Annotated in this window: 19 protein-coding genes, 1 pseudogene and 1 riboswitch; of the genes and pseudogenes, 19 read left to right on the plus strand and 1 reads right to left on the minus strand. The window is 39.2% G+C overall.

The genetic code is table 11. The annotated features are described in order from the left end of the window. Positions 1 to 27 precede the first annotated feature (27 nt). From H8S40_RS00930 to H8S40_RS16270, 11 genes are all read left to right on the plus strand, one after another. A complete protein-coding gene (locus H8S40_RS00930) occupies positions 28 to 702 on the plus strand; it encodes an ABC transporter ATP-binding protein (RefSeq protein ID WP_015520995.1) in 675 nt (224 codons plus the stop codon). Beyond that, entirely contained in the window at positions 699 to 3,143 is a 2,445-nt protein-coding gene (locus H8S40_RS00935; RefSeq protein WP_186864324.1) for an ABC transporter permease, read from the plus strand. The genes H8S40_RS00930 and H8S40_RS00935 overlap by 4 nt, the downstream gene beginning before the upstream one ends. A 211-nt stretch (positions 3,144 to 3,354) precedes the next feature. Next, positions 3,355 to 3,858, plus strand: coding sequence for a helix-turn-helix domain-containing protein (locus H8S40_RS00940; RefSeq protein WP_243238138.1), 504 nt, complete (start codon positions 3,355 to 3,357; stop codon positions 3,856 to 3,858). Between the two features lie 353 nt (positions 3,859 to 4,211). Beyond that, a complete protein-coding gene (locus H8S40_RS16265; protein ID WP_279286794.1) occupies positions 4,212 to 4,361 on the plus strand; it encodes a potassium-transporting ATPase subunit C in 150 nt (49 codons plus the stop codon). 154 nt (positions 4,362 to 4,515) lie between these two features. Then, positions 4,516 to 5,856, plus strand: coding sequence for a TrkH family potassium uptake protein (locus H8S40_RS00950; protein ID WP_186864325.1), 1,341 nt, complete (start codon positions 4,516 to 4,518; stop codon positions 5,854 to 5,856). A gap of 13 nt (positions 5,857 to 5,869) precedes the next feature. Continuing rightward, positions 5,870 to 6,517, plus strand: coding sequence for a potassium channel family protein (locus H8S40_RS00955; protein ID WP_118738370.1), 648 nt, complete (start codon positions 5,870 to 5,872; stop codon positions 6,515 to 6,517). A gap of 345 nt (positions 6,518 to 6,862) precedes the next feature. Further along, positions 6,863 to 7,444: a hypothetical protein gene (locus H8S40_RS00960; RefSeq protein WP_055148571.1), complete on the plus strand. Its 582-nt coding sequence runs from the start codon at positions 6,863 to 6,865 to the stop codon at positions 7,442 to 7,444. After that, positions 7,389 to 8,729 carry an ISAs1 family transposase gene (locus tag H8S40_RS00965; protein ID WP_227156865.1) on the plus strand — a complete coding sequence of 447 codons (1,341 nt, stop codon included), beginning with the start codon at positions 7,389 to 7,391 and terminating at the stop codon, positions 8,727 to 8,729. Before H8S40_RS00960 ends, H8S40_RS00965 begins: the two co-directional genes overlap by 56 nt. A 295-nt stretch (positions 8,730 to 9,024) precedes the next feature. Further along, entirely contained in the window at positions 9,025 to 11,724 is a 2,700-nt protein-coding gene (locus H8S40_RS00970; RefSeq protein WP_186864326.1) for an ATP-binding protein, read from the plus strand. Then, positions 11,717 to 12,418 (plus strand): response regulator, encoded by a 702-nt coding sequence (locus H8S40_RS00975; RefSeq protein WP_118724458.1) that lies wholly within the window; start codon positions 11,717 to 11,719, stop codon positions 12,416 to 12,418. Before H8S40_RS00970 ends, H8S40_RS00975 begins: the two co-directional genes overlap by 8 nt. An 85-nt stretch (positions 12,419 to 12,503) precedes the next feature. Then, on the plus strand, positions 12,504 to 12,638 hold the full coding sequence (locus H8S40_RS16270; protein ID WP_278278244.1) for a hypothetical protein: 135 nt from the start codon (positions 12,504 to 12,506) through the stop codon (positions 12,636 to 12,638). 39 nt (positions 12,639 to 12,677) lie between these two features. Here H8S40_RS16270 and cptIN read toward each other — a convergent pair whose 3' ends face one another. After that, positions 12,678 to 13,166: a type III toxin-antitoxin system CptIN family toxin gene (gene cptIN, locus H8S40_RS00980; protein WP_117990650.1), complete on the minus strand. Its 489-nt coding sequence runs from the start codon at positions 13,164 to 13,166 to the stop codon at positions 12,678 to 12,680. Positions 13,167 to 13,454: 288 nt separating this feature from the next. Between cptIN and H8S40_RS00985 the strand changes: the two are divergent. The 8 genes and pseudogenes from H8S40_RS00985 to H8S40_RS01025 form a co-directional block, all read left to right on the plus strand. Next, positions 13,455 to 13,742: pseudogene (locus H8S40_RS00985) on the plus strand (recombinase family protein); the annotation flags it as partial. A 259-nt stretch (positions 13,743 to 14,001) separates the two neighbouring features. After that, positions 14,002 to 14,514 (plus strand): CarD family transcriptional regulator, encoded by a 513-nt coding sequence (locus H8S40_RS00990; protein WP_117990647.1) that lies wholly within the window; start codon positions 14,002 to 14,004, stop codon positions 14,512 to 14,514. Positions 14,515 to 15,288: 774 nt separating this feature from the next. Next, complete coding sequence (locus H8S40_RS01000; RefSeq protein ID WP_186864327.1) at positions 15,289 to 16,809, plus strand: DUF5060 domain-containing protein; 1,521 nt, start codon at positions 15,289 to 15,291, stop codon at positions 16,807 to 16,809. Positions 16,810 to 17,494: 685 nt separating this feature from the next. After that, the gene (locus tag H8S40_RS01005) at positions 17,495 to 18,661 is read left to right on the plus strand and encodes an MFS transporter (RefSeq protein WP_186864328.1); all 1,167 of its coding nucleotides are present in this window, start codon (positions 17,495 to 17,497) and stop codon (positions 18,659 to 18,661) included. Between the two features lie 294 nt (positions 18,662 to 18,955). Then, a riboswitch (purine riboswitch) is annotated at positions 18,956 to 19,052 on the plus strand. A 201-nt stretch (positions 19,053 to 19,253) separates the two neighbouring features. Further along, the gene (locus H8S40_RS01010) at positions 19,254 to 20,612 is read left to right on the plus strand and encodes an NCS2 family permease (RefSeq protein WP_366482118.1); all 1,359 of its coding nucleotides are present in this window, start codon (positions 19,254 to 19,256) and stop codon (positions 20,610 to 20,612) included. A gap of 36 nt (positions 20,613 to 20,648) precedes the next feature. Then, positions 20,649 to 20,990 (plus strand): amidohydrolase family protein, encoded by a 342-nt coding sequence (locus H8S40_RS16365; protein WP_366482120.1) that lies wholly within the window; start codon positions 20,649 to 20,651, stop codon positions 20,988 to 20,990. Next, entirely contained in the window at positions 20,935 to 21,519 is a 585-nt protein-coding gene (locus tag H8S40_RS01015; RefSeq protein ID WP_366482662.1) for an amidohydrolase family protein, read from the plus strand. The genes H8S40_RS16365 and H8S40_RS01015 overlap by 56 nt, the downstream gene beginning before the upstream one ends. Before the next feature lie 366 nt (positions 21,520 to 21,885). Further along, positions 21,886 to 22,092, plus strand: coding sequence for a hypothetical protein (locus tag H8S40_RS01025; RefSeq protein ID WP_118737869.1), 207 nt, complete (start codon positions 21,886 to 21,888; stop codon positions 22,090 to 22,092). The last annotated feature ends 93 nt before the right edge of the window (positions 22,093 to 22,185 follow it).

Raw genomic sequence — 22,185 nt, forward strand, 5'->3', positions numbered from 1 at the left:
TTTACAGAATTGAAAAGGAGGCAACACATGAGTGTGATATTAGAAACCAAGCAACTTTGTAAATTTTATGGCGCAGGTGAGAATCAGGTCAAAGCGGTCAATCAGGTGGACATTCAGATTGAGCAGGGAGAATTTGTCGCAATTGTTGGAAAGTCAGGTTCCGGTAAAAGTACATTACTTCATATGCTTGGAGGGCTAGACACCCCGACAAAAGGCAGTGTTACTTTAGCAGGGAAAGATTTATACAGGATGAAGGAAGATGCCCTTGCTGTTTTCCGCAGAAGAAAAATCGGATTTGTTTTTCAGGCATTTAATCTGGTTTCATCTGTTAATGTCTGGGAAAATATTGTACTGCCACTGGGGCTGGATGGAAGAAAAGTGGATGAAGCGTATGTAAATGATATCATTGCAACTCTGGGGATTGAAAAGAGGATTTACAATCTGCCAAATCAATTATCCGGAGGACAGCAGCAGAGAGTAGCAATTGCAAGAGCACTGGTGAATCGTCCGGAAATTATATTTGCAGATGAGCCGACAGGAAATCTTGATTCCAAGACCAGTGATGAGGTAATCGCCCTGCTTAAGATGACAGCAAAAAAATATGGACAGACAATTGTAATGATTACCCATGATGACGAAATTGCACAGGTTGCTGATCGTATTCTGGTAATTGAGGATGGACAGGTGGTGGATTTCAGATGAAGACAATAAGCAGAATTGCATATAGCAATGACAAAAAGAACAAGACAAGAAGTATACTGATTATGATGTCCATATGTCTGACTACGATGCTGCTAGTGATTATCAGTACTGTGGGAAATGGAATGATACGTTTGCAGAAAAGTCAGGTGGCAGGCTCATATGGAAGCAATTATGGTCTGTTTGTCGCAGCAGATGCCTCGCAGTTAAAGGAAATAAGCCGCCGTGCAGAAATAGATGCAATAGGAATTATGTGTACAGAAGGCATCATAAAAGGCAATGAAAAAGGTGGGTTTGTCTGCATGGATGAGACTGCAAGAAAAATGCTTCCTTATAATAAAGAATATGAGTTGAAGGAAGGAAAGTATCCGGAAAAAATGCAGGAAATTGCCGCAGGAAGAGCATTTTTTCGTGCAATGGGGTATGGTGATGTAAAGATCGGAGATACGGTTACACTGGATTACCGCGCAGGGATGCAGTCAGAATATAAGCCGGAAGAGTTTGTTGTCAGCGGAATCCTATATGATCGGGATGAGTATACCATCGAGGCATCTTATGTTGCTTTCGGGTCACAGGAGTTTTATGATGAGCACGTCGCAGAGAATGACAGACAGTATAATATCTATTTTACGTTAAACGATTCTGCAAATGTATCTATGAATAATATTGAACCGGTTATAAAGCAGATTGCAGCATCTTGTGGAATCGAAGAAAAAAACGTTATAGTCAATGATCTCTATTTGCAATGGGTCTTGCAGCCGAGTTATGAAACGATTGCGGTATGTGGAATTCTGATTCTTGCAATTGTACTTTTCTCTGTTGTGGTCATTTATAATATTTTTCAGGTCGGTATTGTCAACAAGATACAGGAGTATGGAAAAATCAAGGCTCTGGGAGCGACAAAAAAGCAGATGAAACAACTGATCTTCAGAGAGGGCATTTTTTTGGCAATTTTTTCCATACCGGTTGGATTGCTTCTTGGTTTTCTGATTGCAAAATGCGGTTTTAACTGGCTGGTAGAACAGGGAAACCTTGTATCAACCCAAACTGGCTCTATGGGAGTCCAAAATCAGCAGGTGCCACTGTTTTCCCTGCCTGTTATACTTCTATGTATTTTCGTATCATTTCTTACCGTTGCTTTGGCACTGCGCAAACCAATGAAAATTGTTTCACGGATTTCACCTATCGAAGCAACACGGTATTTAGAAAATGCAGAAACACACAAAAAAGGAAAACGAAATGGCAGAAAAAATGTCACCGTGTTTTCTATGGCAATGGCAAATATAACGGGTAATCCAAAAAGAACCATTGGTACCATCCTCACACTGGGGCTTTCCTGCGCATTGTTTGTGATTATCTCTAATTATGTGGGAAATATTGACACGGAGCATGAAGCACGTCGTTACATAAATCATGGACAATTTGAACTGCAGCTTGACTATTCTGATGAGTATGATGAAAAATATCCGGAGAATAATCTGGATACGATTCTGACGGATAATCCATTGAATGATTCGCTGATTGAAGAAATCAAAAGCATTCCGGGAGTGACAGATGTCATGACGAGAGAGATTGTCTCTGTAAATCTGAACGGAACAAGATTTCCGGCTGATATTGTGAGTAAAAATGATTTTGATTTTATGCGCCAGGACGGGGATATTGGCTCTATGGACTATGATCAGGCGGTAAAGAATGGTGATATTTTCTTTGGCTGGTCAACGTGGATGGAACAAGATGGATATGCTCCGGGTGAATCCATTGCATTTGACTTTGAGAATGGAAGTGGAACCTATACCTATCAGGGAAAGATTGCAGGATCTTTTGTAAGTGCGGACACTTATCTTGTCATTCCGGAAGGTGTATATCGTTCCATGAATCCGAGAGGAACAGCCTATGGCTATCTGTGGGTGGACTGTGATAAAAAAGATGTTGCATCTGTGGAACAGAGTCTGAATGCTTTGATTTCTAATACTTCGCATATAAAAATGGATACCTATCATGCACAGTTACAATCTGCCGAAGTCGCAGCCCGCATGATGAAGCTCGGCTGTTATCTGTTCATGGCGGTTGTGGGACTCATCGGTTTTATGAATATGGCAAACACCATGATCATGAATATTACGACAAAAAAGCAGGAATATGGTGTATTACAGGCTGTAGGTATGACAAATAAACAATTAAATTTATGTCTGCAGTTACAGGGACTGATTTTTACGGTTGGCACCATATGCGTAGCTTTGATCATTGGTCTGCCGCTCGGCTATACACTTTTTTCCTATGCAAAACATAATGGAATATTTGGAATGAATATCTATCATGTTCCAATCGTACCAATTCTTATTATGATTTTTTTGGTCGGCCTATTGCAGATTGTACTTTCCTGCGTTTTAAGCAGTAATCTGAAAAAGGAAACGCTGGTAGAAAGAATAAGGTATCAGGGATAGCAAGTAATATGTAATGAACTAGGTCTTAACGAAGAGGAGAAATAGATAACTTCCATTTTGTATGTATGATAAATCTAAACAGTATTTTAGCAACATTTCCTACTGGTTAATTAAATTAAATAGAAATTAAACACTGTTCAATTGAGCAATCTATATGAATCTGATATGCTGAGTATACAAAAGCTTTTGAATTTTTTAGGAAATGAAGCAAATGGATATAGGCGTTGTTATAAAAAAATATAGAAAAGAAGCTGGTATGACGCAGGAGGAGATGGCAAACAGATTAGGCGTGACGACACCGGCTGTAAACAAATGGGAGAATAGTAATTCCAAGCCGGATATTGAACTGCTGGCACCAATTGCAAGACTGCTTGATATTTCACTTGATACATTACTTCCTTTTCATGAAAAACTTTCAGATACTGAAATCGAAGAAATTATCAGGAAGATGGACAGGATGTTTTCAGAAGAAGGCTATGAAAAGACTTATGAATGGGCATTGAGACTTATAAAGGAATATCCGAATTGTAACATGCTTATCTGGCAGACTGCGGTAATGCTTGATGCAAGAAGAATAACGGATAAATGCACGAATCAGGAAAAATATGATAAGCAGATTAACGCATGGTATGAGCTGGCACTACATGATGAGAATGAAGAGATACAGCATCATGCAGCAGAAGAGATTATGTTAAAAGAATTGATTTATACTTAAAAAAGAGGGCGGCAGCATTTTGACTGTCGCCCTTTGGTTATTTATGGATATTTCTTTTCTAATTCTCTTCAATTTTTTTGGCTATATCCAATGGTACTTACTACTAATGAAATTCCGAAAATTATTACTGCAACAATAGCGGCAACTATCATATATGAGTAAGCAGAGTTCAACATTGCAGATATTCCCGGTCCATCTTCAAAATATTTTACAAAGTAAAACATGGGGATTACCACAATCAATCCCATAGTTTGTGCAGAACGAAAACCAAAGCAATAAGTTAATGGCAAGCAAATTCCTGTCCATATCAATGGGATAATAAATGCTGCAACAATCGAAAATAGCCAGATAAACTGGCAAAACAGGACCGGACAGCTGATGTAAAACCATCCGGAATATTCACTACTATTGAAAAATGCACCGACAGTAGATTTTTAGGTGTTTTTGGAGAGAAAACAGTAAATGTTCTGAAAGTCAATTTGATGTTGGACGGTATCCTGTAACGCGTGCTCTCAAAAGATGAGCAAAAGATTTCAGACTTCTGCTCATCTTTATACAATCTTAATTTCAAAACAAACTTACTTACGCCCATTTAATACAAATAAAGATAGAGTAAAGGCAATATAAAAAAGGAATTAAGATTATGGGGATATAGTTATGCAACAGACAAACAGATCAAGACATCGACATATGACATCATTTCAAGTGATTAGTTTAGGGTTTTTATCCGTGATTCTCTTAGGAAGCCTGCTTTTGATGCTGCCGGTTGCCACAAAAAGCGGTCAGTGTACCTCCTTTTTGGATGCTTTGTTTACCGCAACTTCTGCGGTTTGTGTGACTGGACTGGTTGTTAATGATACGGCAACCTACTGGTCTTTATTTGGACAAGGAATTATTTTACTGCTGATTCAAATCGGAGGTATGGGAATTGTTACGATTGCTATTGCGATTGCTGTTGTATCCGGACGCAAAATCGGGTTGATGCAGCGAAGTACCATGCAGGAGGCAATTTCAGCTCCAACGGTGGGCGGCATTGTACGGAGAACGCAATTTATTATCCGGATTACTATTCTTATCGAAATCATTGGTGCGGCTCTTTTAGCCCCTGTTTTTTGTAGGGACTTTGGGTTTTGGAAAGGAATATGGTATTCGCTGTTCCATTCTATTTCTGCTTTTTGCAATGCAGGATTTGATCTAATCGGTATAAGAACTCCTTTTTCCTCGTTGACCTTTTATTCTGTACAGCCGATTGTAAATCTTGTAATTATGGCGCTGATTGTTGCAGGAGGTATTGGATTCCTTACATGGGAGGATATAAAGAATCATAAATGGCATTTCAAAAAATACCGGATGCAAAGCAAGGTGATTTTTATGGTAACAGGACTATTGATATTCTTACCGGCTCTTTACTTTTTTTATTTTGAATTTTCAAATGTGCCTCTTACGGAAAGAGTATGGGTTTCCTTGTTTCAATCCGTTACACCGAGAACTGCAGGATTTAATACGGCAGATTTGACTTTACTCAGTGAAGTTGGGCAAATGCTTATCATTATTCTGATGCTTATCGGTGGCTCTCCCGGTTCCACTGCAGGTGGTATGAAAACGACAACTCTTGCAGTTCTCGTTTCATCGGCATTATCTGTATTTAGGAAAAAGGAACACACCCATTTTTTCGGCAGACAAATTCCAGATGGCACTATCAGAAATGCAGCTACAATTTTTTTGATGTATATCGTTTTATTTCTTGTCGGAGGAATGGTAATTAGCAGCACAGAAGATATTCCACTTATGACCGCTTTGTTTGAGACGGCGTCGGCAATCGGAACAGTAGGGTTATCGCTGGGAATAACTCCTGATCTGGGGCTTGTTTCCCATATAATCTTGATTTGCCTGATGTTTTTTGGCAGAGTGGGAGGATTGACCTTGATTTTTGCCACCATTTCTGAAAAAAAGTCTAACGGTTCAAGATATCCTCAGGAAAAAATTACAGTAGGTTAAGGAGAATAAAAAAATGAAATCAATATTACTTATCGGTCTGGGAAGATTCGGACGGCATATTGCTATAAAATTAGATGAATTGCATCATCAGGTGATGGCGGTAGATAAAGAAGATACTCGAGTTGATGCTGTACTTCCCTTTGTAACTAACGCTCAGATTGGGGATGCGACGAATGAGGATTTTTTAAGTTCGCTTGGTGTTGGGAATTTTGATGTTTGTATTGTGGCTATCGGAGATAACTTTCAGAATTCATTGGAAGTAACGTCCCTTTTGAAGGAACTCGGTGCAAGAATGGTGGTGTCTCGTGCCGCTCGTGATGTTCATGCAAAATTTCTTTTACGGAACGGCGCAGATGAAATTGTTTATCCCGAAAGGCAGCTTGCCGATTGGGTTGCGATCCGTTATAGTGCTGATCACATTTTCGATTACATAGAACTAGATGAAGAACATGCAATTTTTGAAATATCTATACCGAGAGAATGGATAGGAAAAACAATCGGTCAGTTGGATATACGAAAAAAATATAACATCAATATTATGGCGCTGAAAACAAATGATATTATGAATTTGAAAATAAGTTCCGATACGCAGTTGTTAAAGGACAGTACCATGCTTGTTCTTGGGGAGACAAAACATATTCAAAAATGTTTTCATATTTAATTTTTGAAAGAAGTTGGTGATATGAAAGACTTTGTTTTACTTATAGTGGTATTGGCAGCATTTATTTATGGTTATTTTCTTATGGAAAAGCTGGATAAATTCCTCGAGGAAAATCAATCCTAAAAACTTATTTGTCGAAAAATTGAGTGATTTTTCGGAGCGTTTTCTGCTTTCGGCTACACAGGGTTGTTTCATGAAGGATTTTTAAAAACATAAAAAGATCAGATTTTATCGGGGGTTATGCATGTTATACAAAACATGTGTAACTCTTGATTTTTTGTGCCTGTAGAGGTATAATATCTATATGGTATAGGTGTATTGCACCTATACAGAAAGGAGGATATTATGCCAGTAACTGAGAAAAAGTACCCGGATTGGGTTCAGAAGTATCGGATCAAAGGAACTACCGTGAAGAAAAAAGGAGATTCGTATTATCTCTATAAAAGAACATCCCGGCGCGTGAAAGGGAAAAAGTATCCGCAGCCAGTCGATACCTATATCGGCGTGATTACTCCGGAAGGAGTAATACAAAGCAATAAAAGAAAAGTATCTTTGACAGATGCAGAAGTATGGGAATACGGATTTTCAAAAGCCGTCTGGGAGTTGTGTCCGGATGATTGGAAAAAACCGTTGGGGGATGACTGGCAGGATGTACTTTCCATTATTCTTCTAAAACAGTCTCCAACCTCTTATATCCAGAAAACACGAGTGATGAAAAAAGAATCGGATTTCCGATATCAGTTTGCAGCCCAGACAGCGTCCCTGTCCCGCAGAATTTATAAAAAACAGGGCATTGGCCTGGAAGAATTACATCAGTTAGAGACCATCTATTTAGTATGCCTGGATAAAACGGAAATCATTTCGAAAGTGAATGAGGGGCAACGGAGACTCCTGGAGAAAATACAGGTGGCATTGGAAATGTGCTGAAAAGACTGTTCTGACAGAAAAATTGATCCATTATTTCAGGCAGATTCCGGATTATCGGTGCGGCAGAGAGAAAAGACACGATCTTGGAGAAATGCTGGTATGCGTCACCCTCGGATTCCTTTGTGGCCGGACAACGATCCGCAGGAGCCTGAAATGGTGCAAAACCCACTTGGAAGAGCTGCGGAAGCATATGAACTTAAAATACGGGATCGCCTCGCCTTCCACTATTACCCGGATGTTGAATGGCATTGATGAGGAATTAGCTTTGTATGCTTTTATGGAGTGGATTGGCGAGATCGTGGAATCCAGAAATACCCATCTAGCTATTGATGGGAAAGCATTGTGCGGTGCAACGGAAAAAACGAAAGGTGAGACAACCCCGATGCTGCTGAATGTAGTGGAAACGGTCCGGGGATTGATACTTGCACAGCTTCCGGTAGATTCAAAGACGAATGAGATTACGGCGATTCCTGAATTATTAAAGCTTCTGGATATCAGCGGGAGCATTGTAACGATTGATGCTGTTGGGACACAGACTGCAATCATGGAACAGATTCATGAACAGGGAGGACATTTTGTGTTAACAGTAAAGAAAAATCAGCCGGAGGCCTATGAGGAGATTCATACGTTCATGGATAAACTGGGGGCGGAAGATCTCAAAAGAAAAAAAGGCGAAGCTATGGATCCTGGGATGAAGGAGTTCCTTGAGAAATACGAAGAAATCAGCCAGATGGAAAAAAACCGGGACAGAAATGAGTATAGGACTTGCCAGATATGTAAAGACGCTTCAAATCTGACCAAAAGCCAAAAAGAATGGCCGCACGTTCAAAGTATTGGGCGGATCAAGCAGGTGAGGATACCCAAGGAAAAAGACAGCCAGGGGAATGATGTGACGCCGTCGAAGGAAGAGTTTTTGGAAAAAGGCTCCAGAAGAATCCCAGCTCCTTCTGCTGGAGAGGGAGCCGGGAAAGATGTCCAGTGTACGGCACTGATATCAGACCTGATCCTTACAGCAGAGGAGCTGGGAAGCATAAAAAGAATGCACTGGTCAATAGAGAACCGGCTCCATCATGTGCTGGACGATACATTTAGGGAAGACCGCTCGCCAGCCAAAAAGTCCCGGAACAACCTGTCGCTCATCAGAAAATACGCATACAACATCCTGCGTCTGGCAATGTACGAGACGGGTCTGGCAAATATAATGACAGAAATGATGGACTGCTTTTGTGACAATGCCGCTTTGCGGGAACGGTATGTGTTTCAAGGCATAGCCAGTCTCTATTGACTATATAAAAAGAATACCTCTGAAAAAAGGTCCTGTAAAGGGATATAGAGTTAATTTGCGCTTTTTTACATGACCAATGAATCAGAAACAATATGAGAGATGTGATAGCAAGGATGCAATAAGTTAGATCTGCCCATGGATAGTTCATGAAACAACCCTGTCGGCTACAAGCCCGAATGGAAAAAAAGAAGAAAAGGTGGTATAATCTTTATGCGATTTTAATGTTAGTGTTAAAATACTTTTCTGAAATTTACTTATTATTCTATATAACGTTTTTGTACAAGGAGATGACCGTATGGGTGAAAGCAGACACAATCCGGATCAGTTATTAAAGGCAATCCAAGCTGATGAAGAAAACCGTAATAAAGGACATTTGAAAATCTTTTTCGGATACGCAGCTGGCGTGGGTAAAACCTACGCCATGTTAGAAGCGGCTCATATGGAAAAACAGAAGGGAATTGACGTGGTAGCCGGTTATATAGAACCTCATGCACGCCCCAAGACAGCAGCTCTTTTGAATGGCTTAGAAGTTCTTCCTACAAGAGAAGTTCTCTATAATGGTATGATACTGAACGAATTCGACATTGACATGGCGCTGAAAAGAAAACCACAGATTATTCTTGTAGACGAACTTGCGCATACGAATGCCGAAGGATGCCGTCATGCAAAACGGTATCAGGACATTAAGGAACTTTTGAATGCAGGGATTGATGTCTATACGACTGTCAATGTTCAGCATATTGAAAGCCTTTGTGATACAGTTGCATCCATTACGGAAATTGTTGTACGAGAACGCATCCCGGATTCTATTTTTGATAATGCAGATCAGGTTGAATTAATAGATATTGAACCACAGGATTTGATCAACCGTTTGAATACAGAAAATGTATACAGACAGACACAGGAAAAACAGGCAGTAGAAAATTTTTTTACAATAGAAAATTTGACAGCTCTCCGGGAGATTTCACTGCGGCGATGTGCGGACCGGGTGAATATCCTCACAGAAAATACCCGCATAAAAAATCATGGAGATTATCACACAGGCGAACATATTCTTGTATGTCTATCTTCTTCTCCATCCAATGCGAAAATTATCCGTACCGCCGCAAAAATGGCTTCTGCTTTTAAAGGGGAGTTTACGGCTCTATTTGTAGAAACCCCAGATTTTTCGGTGATGAGCGAGGAAAATGTAAAACGCCTGCGTTCAAATATTCGTCTTGCTGAGCAGCTTGGGGCAAAAATTGAAACAGTTTACGGAGAAGATGTTCCGTTTCAGATTGCGGAATTCACCCGTTTGTCCGGTGTGTCAAAGATTGTGATCGGACGTAGTTCTGCTACAAAACGGCATTTGCTCAGCAAACCGACCCTGACAGAAAAATTGATTGATTATGCCCCTAACCTGGATGTGCATATTATTCCGGATACGGTTTCTAATGCGGCAGTGTATCAGTTAAAAGGGGGAAAGAAAAAGAACCATATTCTATTCTCTGTCACTGATACATTAAAATCTACTGCGATTTTGATTTTATCCAGTTTAGTCGGAATGATTTTCCAGAAATTTGGATTTGACGAAGCAAATATCATTACTGTTTTTGTTTTAGGCGTTCTTGTCACCGCTGTCATCACGAAACATCAGATATACAGCCTAATTTCCTCGATTGTAAGTGTTTTGGTCTTTAATTTCCTGTTTACGGAACCTCAATTTACTTTGCAGGCGTATGATCAGGGTTATCCTGTTACTTTTATTATCATGTTTTTGGCGGCATTTTTAACCGGTTCTCTTGCTATACGGATTAAAAACCAGGCAAAACAGGCGGCACAATCTGCTTACCGTACCAAAGTGTTATTTGATACAAACCAGCTATTGCAACAGGCAAAAGATAAAAATGAAATTGTATCTGCAACTTCAAATCAGCTCATTAAACTCTTGGGAAAAGATATCGTTTTTTATTTAGCTGATGGAGAAGTGTTGGATACGCCGCATATTTTTTCTGTGACGGAGGAAAATTTGGAATCGTGTATTTCCGAAAATGAAAAGACCGTTGCCGGCTGGGTATTGAAAAACAATAAACGTGCCGGAGCTACAACAGGAACGCTTTCCAATGCAAAATGCTTGTACCTTGCTGTTCGCAGCAACAGTATGGTATATGGAGTTGTTGGAATCGTGATGGGGGAAATACCTCTTGATCCATTTGAAAACAGTATTCTACTGTCCATTCTTGGAGAATGTGCCCTGGCTTTGGAAAATGAGAAAAATGCCCGTGAGAAACAGGAGGCGGCTATCCTTGCAAAAAATGAACAGTTGCGAGCGAACCTGCTGCGTGCTATTTCACATGATTTGAGGACACCGCTGACATCCATTTCCGGTAATGCCAGCAACCTTTTGTCCAATGGCGATTCCTTTGATAATGATACAAAAAAGCAGCTGTACATGGATATTTATGATGATTCCATGTGGCTGATTAACCTTGTAGAAAACCTGCTGGCTGTAACCCGAATTGAAGAAGGACGGTTGAATCTCCGTATAATGGAAGATTTGATGGATGACGTGATCACAGAAGCGTTACATCATATTAACCGAAAGAGTGAAGAACATCATATTTCCGTTGAAAGCAAAGAAGAATTTCTTCTTGCAAAAATGGATGCAAAGCTTATTGTTCAAGTAATCATCAATATTGTTGATAATGCTATCAAATATACACCTAAAAATTCTCATATTGTTATTCGGACAGAAAAGCAGGGAAAACAAGCAATCGTATCTATATCGGATGACGGAAACGGAATTGCTGACGAAATAAAGCCACGGATATTCGATATGTTTTACAGTGGTGCAAATCAAATCGCAGACAGCCGCCGAAGTTCAGGACTTGGATTATCTTTGTGCAAGTCCATTATTAACGCCCACGGCGGAGAACTTACTGTTTCAGATAATCTGCCGCACGGAACAGTATTTACATTTACATTACCGGCAGGGGAGGTCAAAGTATATGAATAAGTCACTAATATTAGTTGTAGAAGATGACACATCTGTCAGAAATTTAATTACAACAACCTTAAAAGCGCACGAATACCGATATCTGACGGCGCCCGATGGTCAATCGGCAATTTTAGAAGCATCTTCACACAATCCTGACATTGTTTTACTTGATTTAGGACTTCCTGATATGGATGGCATTGAAATTATTAAAAAAATCCGTACTTGGTCAAACATGCCAATTATCGTAATCAGTGCTCGCAGTGAAGATACCGATAAAATTGATGCGTTGGATGCTGGTGCAGATGATTATTTAACAAAGCCATTTTCTGTTGAAGAACTGCTTGCCAGACTACGAGTCACGCAAAGAAGGTTATTGATGATGCAAAAAGTATCCCCTGCCGAAGCGGTTGTTTTTGTAAACGGAAAACTTCGTGTAGATTATGCTGCAGGTTGTGCTTATTTGAATGAAGAAGAGTTGCATTTAACACCTATTGAATATAAGTTGCTTTGCCTGTTGACAAGAAATATAGGAAAAGTTCTGACCCATACTTTCCTTACGCAAAGCATTTGGGGAAGTAGTTGGGATAACGATATTGCCTCCCTTCGTGTGTTTATGGCAACACTTCGTAAAAAAATTGAGAAAGAACCGAACTCTCCACAATATATCCAAACACACATTGGTGTTGGGTATCGGATGCTGAAAGTTGATTGAACTTCACAACACCATAGTTAAAGTTGGAATATAAGCTGTAGATCTGTATAAGAGACCTGTACGCACGGTTCAATGGAAGGGGCTTATGCAACAGAATATTGAATTTGAGCGGTGCATTGATTTTCTGGTACGGATGATTGATAAGTACGGCGAAGAAGTTCTCCGGGAGTTGGAGGAAGAAAAACAGAATAAGCAAGAAAAAGAAGCGGCAGTTTCCTGAAATACAAAATGTAAATCAGACTGTCGCTTCTTTGAGAAATTATTCGGCTGTATTATCTTTTACTTCCGCAAGCATAATCTGCTCAAGTCTGTCAATATCTGGAAATACCACTTTTTTGCCTCTGGAATGAAGTTGACGAATTTTTTTCATACGTGTTGTTACTTCCTTGTGAATGGAATGCTTAACAGGAACCGGATTATCATTTCGAGTATGTATATGGTCAAGATAGTAATCTCTGATTGGAAACATATTCTGGAGAAGAAAAGCAGCTTCTTTTCCATCAAATTCGCCTAAAACAATCGTTAGGCACTTTCCGTATTTAGCCATTTGTTTATCGTGTATTGTTTTAAACTTTTCTACACGAGAACTGAGCGGAACCATCCATAACAGAGAAGTTTTATTGTCACGCAGACAGTAAAAAGTAGGACGGTATGTACCACCTTCTTTGTTCTGCATTAAGTTGGAATCCTGTACTTTCTCAAAATATTCATCTTTAATATGGTAAACGTACCCTTCTTGATATATCATGTTCATCACCTATAAAAAAAGCCCTGCCATGCGGCAGGGCCGAAATTTTCGAGCCGGACATTTATTAGACGCTTCCGGTGAGCGAACAGTATTTTCGAGCCGATCACTTATAAGCCGCCAACGGTGGGCGAACAATATTTTCGATGACAGAAATCCTGTCTCTATCATTATTATATGGTTGTAATGAAAATATGTCAATAAAAAGTAAAAAGAAGTATTTGGAATAGTTGGAACAAGTACTAAAATATAGTTGGGACAATAAAAGAAAGTTATATTGCGAGGAAGATTATGAAGAATAAAAAGATTAAATGCGATATATATACCAGAGTATCCACAACCATGCAGGTAGATAGCTATAGTCTGGATGCTCAGAAAGAAAAACTTAAGAGATATGCGGAATTTCAGAATATGGAAATCGTAAATGAGTATTCAGACGAAGGTAAATCTGGAAAAAGCGTAGAGGGCAGACCGGAATTTCAGAGAATGTTGGATAATATTGAGAATGGAACAGATGAGGTTCAGTTTGTACTGGTGTTCAAGCTTTCCAGATTTGGTCGTAATGCGGTAGATGTTTTATAAACCGATACAAAAAAATGTGGGAATTGTGTTGCTAAGAATGCATCTTAGAAAGAAGTTTGAGTACTGTAAATGCATGGTAATAATATCTAAAAAGAGAAGATACATTTTTAGTAAAAACCGCTTTTGCAATAAAAATGAAATAGTTTTATAATAAAATTAACAGTGGGAAGCGTAATAGTAACAGGAGATAATCAAAGCTCTTTTGTACGTTATACTTTTACGGAATAAAAGTGTTGGTCAGTAAGGAGAGAAGTTTATGAAATATGAAATTGGAGACTTGGTCAGTAAACCAGTTACAGGTATTTGTAAAATAGAGGATATTTTATATTTGAATCCGCAGGACGAAAGAAATAATAAATTGTATTATCTGATGAAACCAATTGAAGATGAAAAAGAAAAAATATATGTTCCGGTTTCAAACGCAGATTCAAGGCTGAGACTGTGTATGACAAAGAAAATGGCATGGAGTTTGATTAAACGAATTCCAGAGATTCCAACAGCATGGGTGAATAATGAAAAAATGAGAGAGCAGAATTATAAAGAAGCAGTAAAAGCAAATGAACCAGAAGCTTTAGTTTCTATTATAAAAATGATTTATCAGAGGAACCAGAAAAGACTTGCTCAGGGGAAAAAATGTACCGCAACGGATGCAAGATATTTTCAGACAGCAGAGAATTTATTATATATGGAATTGGGAGTGGCACTTGGAAAACCAAAGCAGGAAATATGTAAAACAATTATCGAGTATATTAACCAGAGCAAACTGTGAATTAGTGACGACGTAATATTCCCATGGCTGCTGATTTCCGGCAGATGGAGCTGCCATAGCTGCCCGGAGCAGCTGTTCTACTTTTCTCTACTCTATTTGTCTGTCCAGATAATTTCGGATACTTGTTCTGTGAAAAATTTCGTTCATTTTCTTACCTCCAATTTGTGTGCGAAAATTGTTTTTAATAATTTATGTGACATGCAATAACTATAAATGCAGGCAACGATTTCTGCGATCCAGACTGCGTACCAGCCATGTGAAATGCCAGAGATTTTTATGAAAATCAAGAGGCAGGGAACTAATAAAATAAGTTGCCTTATAGCAGCACTGACCATATTAATGATGCCGTTTCCGGTGTATTTTGGAGACAGGGAGACACAGAAGAACTACAGAGAGTAAAGAACGGAGAAAAAATTTAATACACTGAACTTATAGAAGAGAACTGTTAGTGCGTCAAAGCATTAGCAGTTCTTTTTTCGTGTAAGGGAGGTGGTGCCGTTGGGCTGCGGAATACAATTTCTCGGATGAATCTATATCCGATACAAGGTCTGCAATTCTAATCTAAAACAAGGCAAATCTAAGGAGACAATATTATGGCATTTAAGAAATTTTGTTTTTGGTTAGAAATAAAGTTCGGTAAAAAATTAAGCAAAATTCACTTAATTTAAACGTGAAATTAAGTTTTCCTGTTGTTATGATAATAAAAGAAACAGACAGGTCTTGCTGCGATATGGCAGAAGATGCGGGAAGATCATTGCGAAAAGGAGGAAAAAAATGAAGCAGTATGAAGTATTTGAACTGGTGCTGAACGGACAGCCGCCGGAAGGATCAGAAGCACTTGCGGAGGTGAATGCTGTTTTTTCACTGGACGGACAGGAAAAGGAAGTAAAAGGATTTTATGACGGAAACGGAGTCTATAAGGTTCGTTTTCTGCCGGAAAAATGTGGGGTCTATTCCTGGAAGGTGAGCGGTGCTGTCGTGGATGAGGGAACAGAAGAATGTGTTCCGGGAGATGGACACGGTCTGGTCCGTGCAGAAAAAACACACTTTGTCTATGAAGATGGAAGCCGATATATCCCATTTGGAACAACAATCTACGCTCTGGTTCATCAGGAGGATGCCCTTGTCAGGGAAACGATGGAGTCACTGAAGAAGGCTCCGTTCAATAAAGTGCGCCATTGCGTTTTCCCGAAATCCTATGAGTTCAATCAGAATGAACCGCCCTGTTTTGCATTTGAAAAGGACGGAGACGGCAAATGGGATGTGAATCGTCCGAATTACAAGTTCTGGGAAAGACTGGAAAAAGCAATCCTTGAACTTGCAGACATGGGTATTGAAACGGATCTGATTTTGTTCCACCCATATGACAGATGGGGGTTTGCAACAATGACTGCAGAGGAGAACGAGATCTATCTCAGATATGCGATTAGAAGATTGGCCGCTTTTCCCTCTGTCTGGTGGAGCATGGCAAATGAATATGATATCTGTTTCGCAAAGACTGTAGAAGACTGGGCGAGATTCGAGGAGATTATCAAAGAGGAGGATCCTTACGGTCATCTGCTCAGCAATCATTACTGCATGAAACCTTATGACAACAGCAGAGAGAACATTACTCATCTTAGTATGCAGAATATCCTGTTCTATAAAGCGCCCCAGTGGATTAGAGAATACAAAAAGCCTCTGATTTATGATGAGTGCTGCTATGAAGGGGATATCCATCTTTCCTGGGGAAATATTTCTGCGGAGGAAATGGTACATCGGTTCTGGTGTGCATATTGTGACGGGGCATTTGCGACCCATGGAGAGACTTTTCTTTCAGACGATGATGTGCTCTGGTGGGCAAAAGGCGGAAAACTCAAGGGAAAAAGTCCGGAAGGGATCGCGTTCCTTCGTGAAGTGATGGAAAGTCTGCCTGGGGCACTGGAACCCTGGGATGAACCGGTCTGGACTTTGTATGAGCCGGATCTTCAGGACGGTGATGCTCCTGCAGATCTGATGGAGAATCCCTTTTTTAAACTCCATGCAAGTCTGACAGAGGCGGAAAGAGACGCTCTGAATCTGAAAGACAGTGCATACTGCGGACATTATGAGGAGAAAGCATTTATCAAATATTACGGTATACAGCAGCCGGGAAGATCCTGCATGTTCCTTCCGAAAAACCATACCTACAGAATCGAGCTGATCGATACAAGGGAGCGGAAGAAATCTGTTCTCATGAACGGGGCTTCCGGTACAGTGTGGTTTGATATGCCGGGGAAAGAAAAAATGGCGGTTTTTGCAATAGCGACGAGCTAAAGTCCGGGCTTGCCCGAGACCTTGGATGCCGATCGTACTGAAGATCTTCAAGACATGTGGAGACCGTGTGCCTCTTGAGCAATCGAAAACCAGATATCACGGAAAAACTCAGCGTGGATATGGATGATTACTACCGTATTGTAAATGGTAAAGATCTTAAATAAAACCGAATAATACACTGAATCAAAGCAGGATAGAAGCTGTTGATGCGTTAGAAGATAACGTGTCAGCAGCTTTTTCTTGTGGGTCGGATAGTAAAATGTAGGTGGATGTGGTAAAATGAAATGAACGTCTTGTCAAGAGATGAAAGTATTTCATATGGTTTTTCAACTGAACGATAAAGAACAAAAGAGTTTTTAAAGTACCTGTTTACCATAGTAGAAACGAATAAAAAGGTTGAACTTTTTCCGTGGACGAATGAGGTTCAGGCTGTGATATGGATAGTGGAATGTATCAAGATATTTTTGCTACAGAATTTGTTGATATGTTTCCACGAACAAACGGAGATATTTTGGTATAAACCATATTAGCTTGAATGGGTCTCCGATAACCGACATCAATCCGGACCTATCGAGCCAAGTGGAATATCGGGGAATATTGAGAGAACCATGGTATCATTTACAGATTACAAAAAAGTGTTAATAAGTTAAAATATGAATTATTAAAGAAAAGGAAGTTTACATCGATGTTTCAACTATTATTACTTATCATTTACTTATCATTTATTAGTTTGGGATTGCCGGATGCGTTGCTTGGAGCAGCGTGGCCATCCATGTATCGGGAATTACACGTGTCGATATCATATGCAGGTGCAATTTCGATGATCATTGCATTTGGAACCATTATTTCCAGTTTGCAGAGTGATCGACTGACGAGAAAATTAGGAACGGGAAAGGTAACTGCAATCAGCGTAGCGATGACGGCGGTCGCGTTATTTGGATTCTCCACCAGTCATTCTTTTGTGGCATTATGTTTGTGGGCGATTCCTTACGGACTCGGTGCGGGAAGCGTAGATGCTTCTCTGAATAATTATGTGGCATTACATTATGAGAGCAAGCACATGAGCTGGCTGCATTGTATGTGGGGAATCGGTGCAGCAGCAGGACCATACATTATGGGATATGTCCTGACAAACGGAAGAAGTTGGAATAGTGGATATCGTGTGATATCTGTATTGCAGATCGTACTTACAATGATTTTGATCTTCAGTCTGCCTCTGTGGAAGAATCGACCAGAGATTATAGATGACAATGGACAAGAAGTCTCAGCAAAAGCCTTATCTTTAAGAGAAGTTATCCGAATACCGGGAGCAAAAGAAATCATGGTATGCTTTTTCTGTTACTGTGCATTGGAACAGACCGCGGGATTGTGGGCAAGCAGTTATCTGTCATTATATAAGGGTGTATCTGCAGAAACAGCAGCAACATTTGCAAGCATGTTTTACATAGGCATTACCGTTGGACGTGCGCTAAGTGGATTTGTTACAATGAAATTAAATGATGTTCAGATGATTCGGTTAGGACAAGTGCTGATTGCGGTCGGAATCTTGATTATGTTCTTACCATTTGGTCAGACATTGTCATTGGTTGGCTTGATAGTGATCGGACTTGGATGTGCACCAATCTATCCATGTATAATCCACTCTACGCCAACGCATTTTGGTGCAGATAAATCACAGGCAATTATCGGGATACAGATGGCAAGTGCGTATGTGGGAACATTGTTGATGCCACCTGTTTTTGGGTTGATTGCAAATCATATCACGGTTGCGTTATTGCCGGTGTACTTATTTATTATTTTGATTTTGATGTTTGTGATGCATGAGGCGTTGACGAAGAAAACAAAGGAATAGATTATGAATTTATTATTGACAAACTTCAATTGATGCAATCAATTTTGGGAAAAGATAAGACAATAAGAGTTCTCAATGGTCTTCTGGATAAAAATGTAATTACACGAAGAGGAGCAGGACGCGGGGGAAAATATAGGGTGAATTAGAATGTGTCAAGGTCTCTGAAATGTGCATAAATACATAAAAAATGCAAAAAATAAAAACAAAACATACAATATACACAAAAAACAATCGCGCTTTTTGAACATAAAATCAATGATAATTGTAAACAAATATATTATAATGGTATTAAATTAATTAATGCGAATGCTATTATGTATATGCTGGAGATTGGTCCAGTGTTTCTACCAACTACCGTAAAGGGTTGACTACATAATCCTATGTAGTGACTCTTTTTTTGTTTGCCTAAAAAGAGTTTTGTTTGATGCCTCTTTTTAGGCTAATATTTTTTATAGGGAGGAGGAATTTTTCATAACAAGAGCCGAACTGCATGGATGGCAGAATTGCAAAATGTGAAAGTGAGGTTATACTAATGGAAAAAAGGGATAGTTTTTTTGAAAGATTTTTTGGGATTTCACAAAGTGGTTCTACAATGAAAATTGAAATTTTAGCGGGAATAACAACATTTATTACAATCGCTTATATTCTCATTCTGAATCCACAGATTTTAGCAGACCCATATGTAATTATGGGAGATGCTGTTATGGCAGGAAAGATTTCCAATGGTGTATTTATTGGTACTTGTATTGGTGCATTCATTGGAACAACATTATGTGCTCTGTATGCAAAGGTTCCGTTTGCACAAGCTCCGGGAATGGGACTGAATGCGTTTTTTGCTTATACCGTTGTATTAGCTATGGGATATACCTATAATCAGGCATTAGTAATTGTATTCATATCGGGTATTTTCTTTATTGTTATTACAGCAGTTGGACTTAGAGAAGCAATCATCCGTTCAATTCCGGATGCTGTAAAAATGGCGATAACGCCAGGAATTGGTTTATTTATTACGATTATCGGTTTGAAAAATTCTGGATTAGTTGTAGGAAATTCAGCAACACTTGTAAGTATGGTAGATTTTGCACAGTGGAGAAGTGAAGGTGGAGATGTTTCATTAATTTGTGGAGCACTTGTTGCACTGATCGGTCTGATTGTAATTGGTGTATTAAATGCACGAAATGTAAAAGGTTCTATTATCATTGGTATTTTAGTGGCAACTGTAGCAGGAATTCCTTTGGGAGTTACACAGTTATCTTCTTTTGATATGAATTTGGGCGCAAAATTCAGTGATTTTGCAGAAGTATCATTATTTAAAATGGACTTTGCAGGTTTATTTGCAGGGGACAATATAGTAAGCACATTCTTTACAGTAGTAATGCTTGTACTTAGTTTTTCTTTAGTTAATATGTTTGATTCTATAGGAACTCTGATGGGTGCTGCAAGACAGTCTGGTATGATTGATGAGAATGGAGAAATCCTTCACATGAAAGAAGCATTGATGTCAGATGCGATTTCAACAGCAGCAGGTGCAATGGTTGGTACATCTACAGTTACAACAGTAGTAGAATCCAGTGCAGGTATTGCCGCAGGTGGAAGAACAGGTATGACAAGCTTAGTAACAGCAGTAATGTTTCTTGCTTCAATCATATTTGCACCAATAGTAAGTATCGTACCGGGTCAGGCAACAGCTCCAGCTCTGATTTTTGTAGGTATTCTGATGCTTAGTAATATTAAAGAAGTTGATTTCAGTGAAATGTCAAATGCATTGCCAGCATTCTGTACAGTTGTATTTATGCCATTTACATATTCTATTGCAAATGGTGTAGCAGTTGGATTGATCACATATTGCTTTATGAAACTGTTTACAGGTAAAGCTCGTGAAATCAAAGCTTTGACATGGATTATTTCAATTATATTTATCTTACGTTATGCCTTTATGACATTGGGATAAAGCAGAAGGATGTTATTATAGGAGGTTTAGCAGATAATGAATGAAAAAACAGATCTTAGAGCTTTAAGGGGGCAGATTGTATATTCTGAATCCTCTAACAAATTAAAGATTTGCGAAAATGGATATCTTGTATATAAAGCAAATAAAATTGAGGGAGTGTATTCGATACTTCCGGAAGAATACGAAGGAATACTGGTAGAGGATTATGGAGACAGAATCATCGTTCCTGGATTTGTAGATTTGCATGTACATGCACCACAATATGCTTTTCGTGGATTAGGTATGAACATGAAACGATTACCGGCGAAGAATTTATGGAGAGATTGCATGGGTACAGGAATTATGTCCAAAATCAGAATTTTATGGAGATGCATATGATCAGTTTGGGCTGTTTGGAAGAGACAGCAAGACGGTTATGGCTCATTGTGTACATTCAGATGAAAATGAGATCAGGAGGATGAAGGAAAATGGTGTGTTTATCGCACATTGTCCGGAATCTAATACGAATTTATCATCAGGAGTTGCACCTATCAGACAATATTTGGAAGAAGGAATGCATGTAGGATTAGGAAGTGATGTAGCTGCCGGATCTACGGAAAATATGTTTGTAGCTATGAGGTATGCAGTTCAGGCGTCAAAGTTGCGTTGGAGATTGAAAGATAAAAAATTGACTCAATTAACTATGGCTGAAGTATTTTATATGGCTACAAAAGGAGGCGGAGAATTTTTTGGTAAAGTGGGAAGCTTCGAAGCAGGGTATGAAATGGATGCAGTAGTGCTCGATGATAAACGATTGATTTATCCACAGGAGATGAATGTGGAACAGCGTTTAGAACGAATGATTTATTTGGCGGATGAACGAGAAGTTTATGCTAAATATGTAGCAGGAGAAAAAGTAGCTGATTAAAAAAGAGATTCTTTATAATTAACTAAAGATTGAGGGTCGGCGATAAGATTTCTCGCAAGAGGCAGACCCCCCAATCTGCCTCTTGCGAGAGAATACCTTTTTCACCTCTTGGATTAGTATTTAATTAATGCAAATCCAAGAGGTTTATTTATGCAATTTTTACAAAGAAGTACTTGACAAGACCTCTTAAAAGTGAGATGAGTTGATATGGCAAATGATATGGTACAAAATCGCAACAGGCGTTGAAATTACAACAGGAACAGAACAAGCAGGAACGCAAAGAAATTATTGCATCGTATGAACGGTGATATATTTTTAGTCAATTTTAGATAATTTGAAGAACGGAATATAAAGGACTTTTGGAATATGGATAAGAAAACAATATATGCAATGAAAAATGCTTTTGATGAAATTGTAAAGATAATACAAGAAGAAGCTGTTGAATTTTGGTATGCAAGAGATTGCGTTTGCTCAGAGCTATTTTGTTGTTCAGACAAGAAATTAGAGCGTAGGGTAAAGTCACAGGAAAAGAAGCTTGTTCAAGAATCTAGGGAATTGCCACAAACAAAGTGATTATTTGAGAAAACAGTGTTGTTACATATATACGAGAGTATCTACTGCCATGCAGGTGGACGCGAACATGAAGCAATCCTTAGTGTAGAAGAC

Source organism: Ruminococcus hominis (assembly GCF_014287355.1).
GTDB classification, from domain to species: Bacteria; Bacillota; Clostridia; order Lachnospirales; family Lachnospiraceae; genus Schaedlerella; species Schaedlerella hominis.

What these genes read in the sequence shown, in the direction of transcription:
- H8S40_RS00930 (WP_015520995.1), top strand. Translation starts at nt 28, where the DNA reads ATGAGTGTGATATTAGAAACCAAGCAACTTTGTAAATTTTATGGCGCA.
- H8S40_RS01000 (WP_186864327.1), top strand. Translation starts at nt 15,289, where the DNA reads ATGAAGCAGTATGAAGTATTTGAACTGGTGCTGAACGGACAGCCGCCG.
- H8S40_RS00975 (WP_118724458.1), top strand. Translation starts at nt 11,717, where the DNA reads ATGAATAAGTCACTAATATTAGTTGTAGAAGATGACACATCTGTCAGA.
- H8S40_RS00970 (WP_186864326.1), top strand. Translation starts at nt 9,025, where the DNA reads ATGGGTGAAAGCAGACACAATCCGGATCAGTTATTAAAGGCAATCCAA.
- H8S40_RS16270 (WP_278278244.1), top strand. Translation starts at nt 12,504, where the DNA reads ATGCAACAGAATATTGAATTTGAGCGGTGCATTGATTTTCTGGTACGG.
- H8S40_RS16365 (WP_366482120.1), top strand. Translation starts at nt 20,649, where the DNA reads ATGAATGAAAAAACAGATCTTAGAGCTTTAAGGGGGCAGATTGTATAT.
- H8S40_RS01010 (WP_366482118.1), top strand. Translation starts at nt 19,254, where the DNA reads ATGAAAATTGAAATTTTAGCGGGAATAACAACATTTATTACAATCGCT.
- H8S40_RS00955 (WP_118738370.1), top strand. Translation starts at nt 5,870, where the DNA reads ATGAAATCAATATTACTTATCGGTCTGGGAAGATTCGGACGGCATATT.
- H8S40_RS00960 (WP_055148571.1), top strand. Translation starts at nt 6,863, where the DNA reads ATGCCAGTAACTGAGAAAAAGTACCCGGATTGGGTTCAGAAGTATCGG.
- H8S40_RS00940 (WP_243238138.1), top strand. Translation starts at nt 3,355, where the DNA reads ATGGATATAGGCGTTGTTATAAAAAAATATAGAAAAGAAGCTGGTATG.
- H8S40_RS00965 (WP_227156865.1), top strand. Translation starts at nt 7,389, where the DNA reads ATGAGGGGCAACGGAGACTCCTGGAGAAAATACAGGTGGCATTGGAAA.
- H8S40_RS00935 (WP_186864324.1), top strand. Translation starts at nt 699, where the DNA reads ATGAAGACAATAAGCAGAATTGCATATAGCAATGACAAAAAGAACAAG.
- H8S40_RS01005 (WP_186864328.1), top strand. Translation starts at nt 17,495, where the DNA reads ATGTTTCAACTATTATTACTTATCATTTACTTATCATTTATTAGTTTG.
- H8S40_RS00990 (WP_117990647.1), top strand. Translation starts at nt 14,002, where the DNA reads ATGAAATATGAAATTGGAGACTTGGTCAGTAAACCAGTTACAGGTATT.
- H8S40_RS00950 (WP_186864325.1), top strand. Translation starts at nt 4,516, where the DNA reads ATGCAACAGACAAACAGATCAAGACATCGACATATGACATCATTTCAA.
- H8S40_RS01025 (WP_118737869.1), top strand. Translation starts at nt 21,886, where the DNA reads ATGGATAAGAAAACAATATATGCAATGAAAAATGCTTTTGATGAAATT.
- cptIN (WP_117990650.1), bottom strand. Translation starts at nt 13,166, where the DNA reads ATGATATATCAAGAAGGGTACGTTTACCATATTAAAGATGAATATTTT.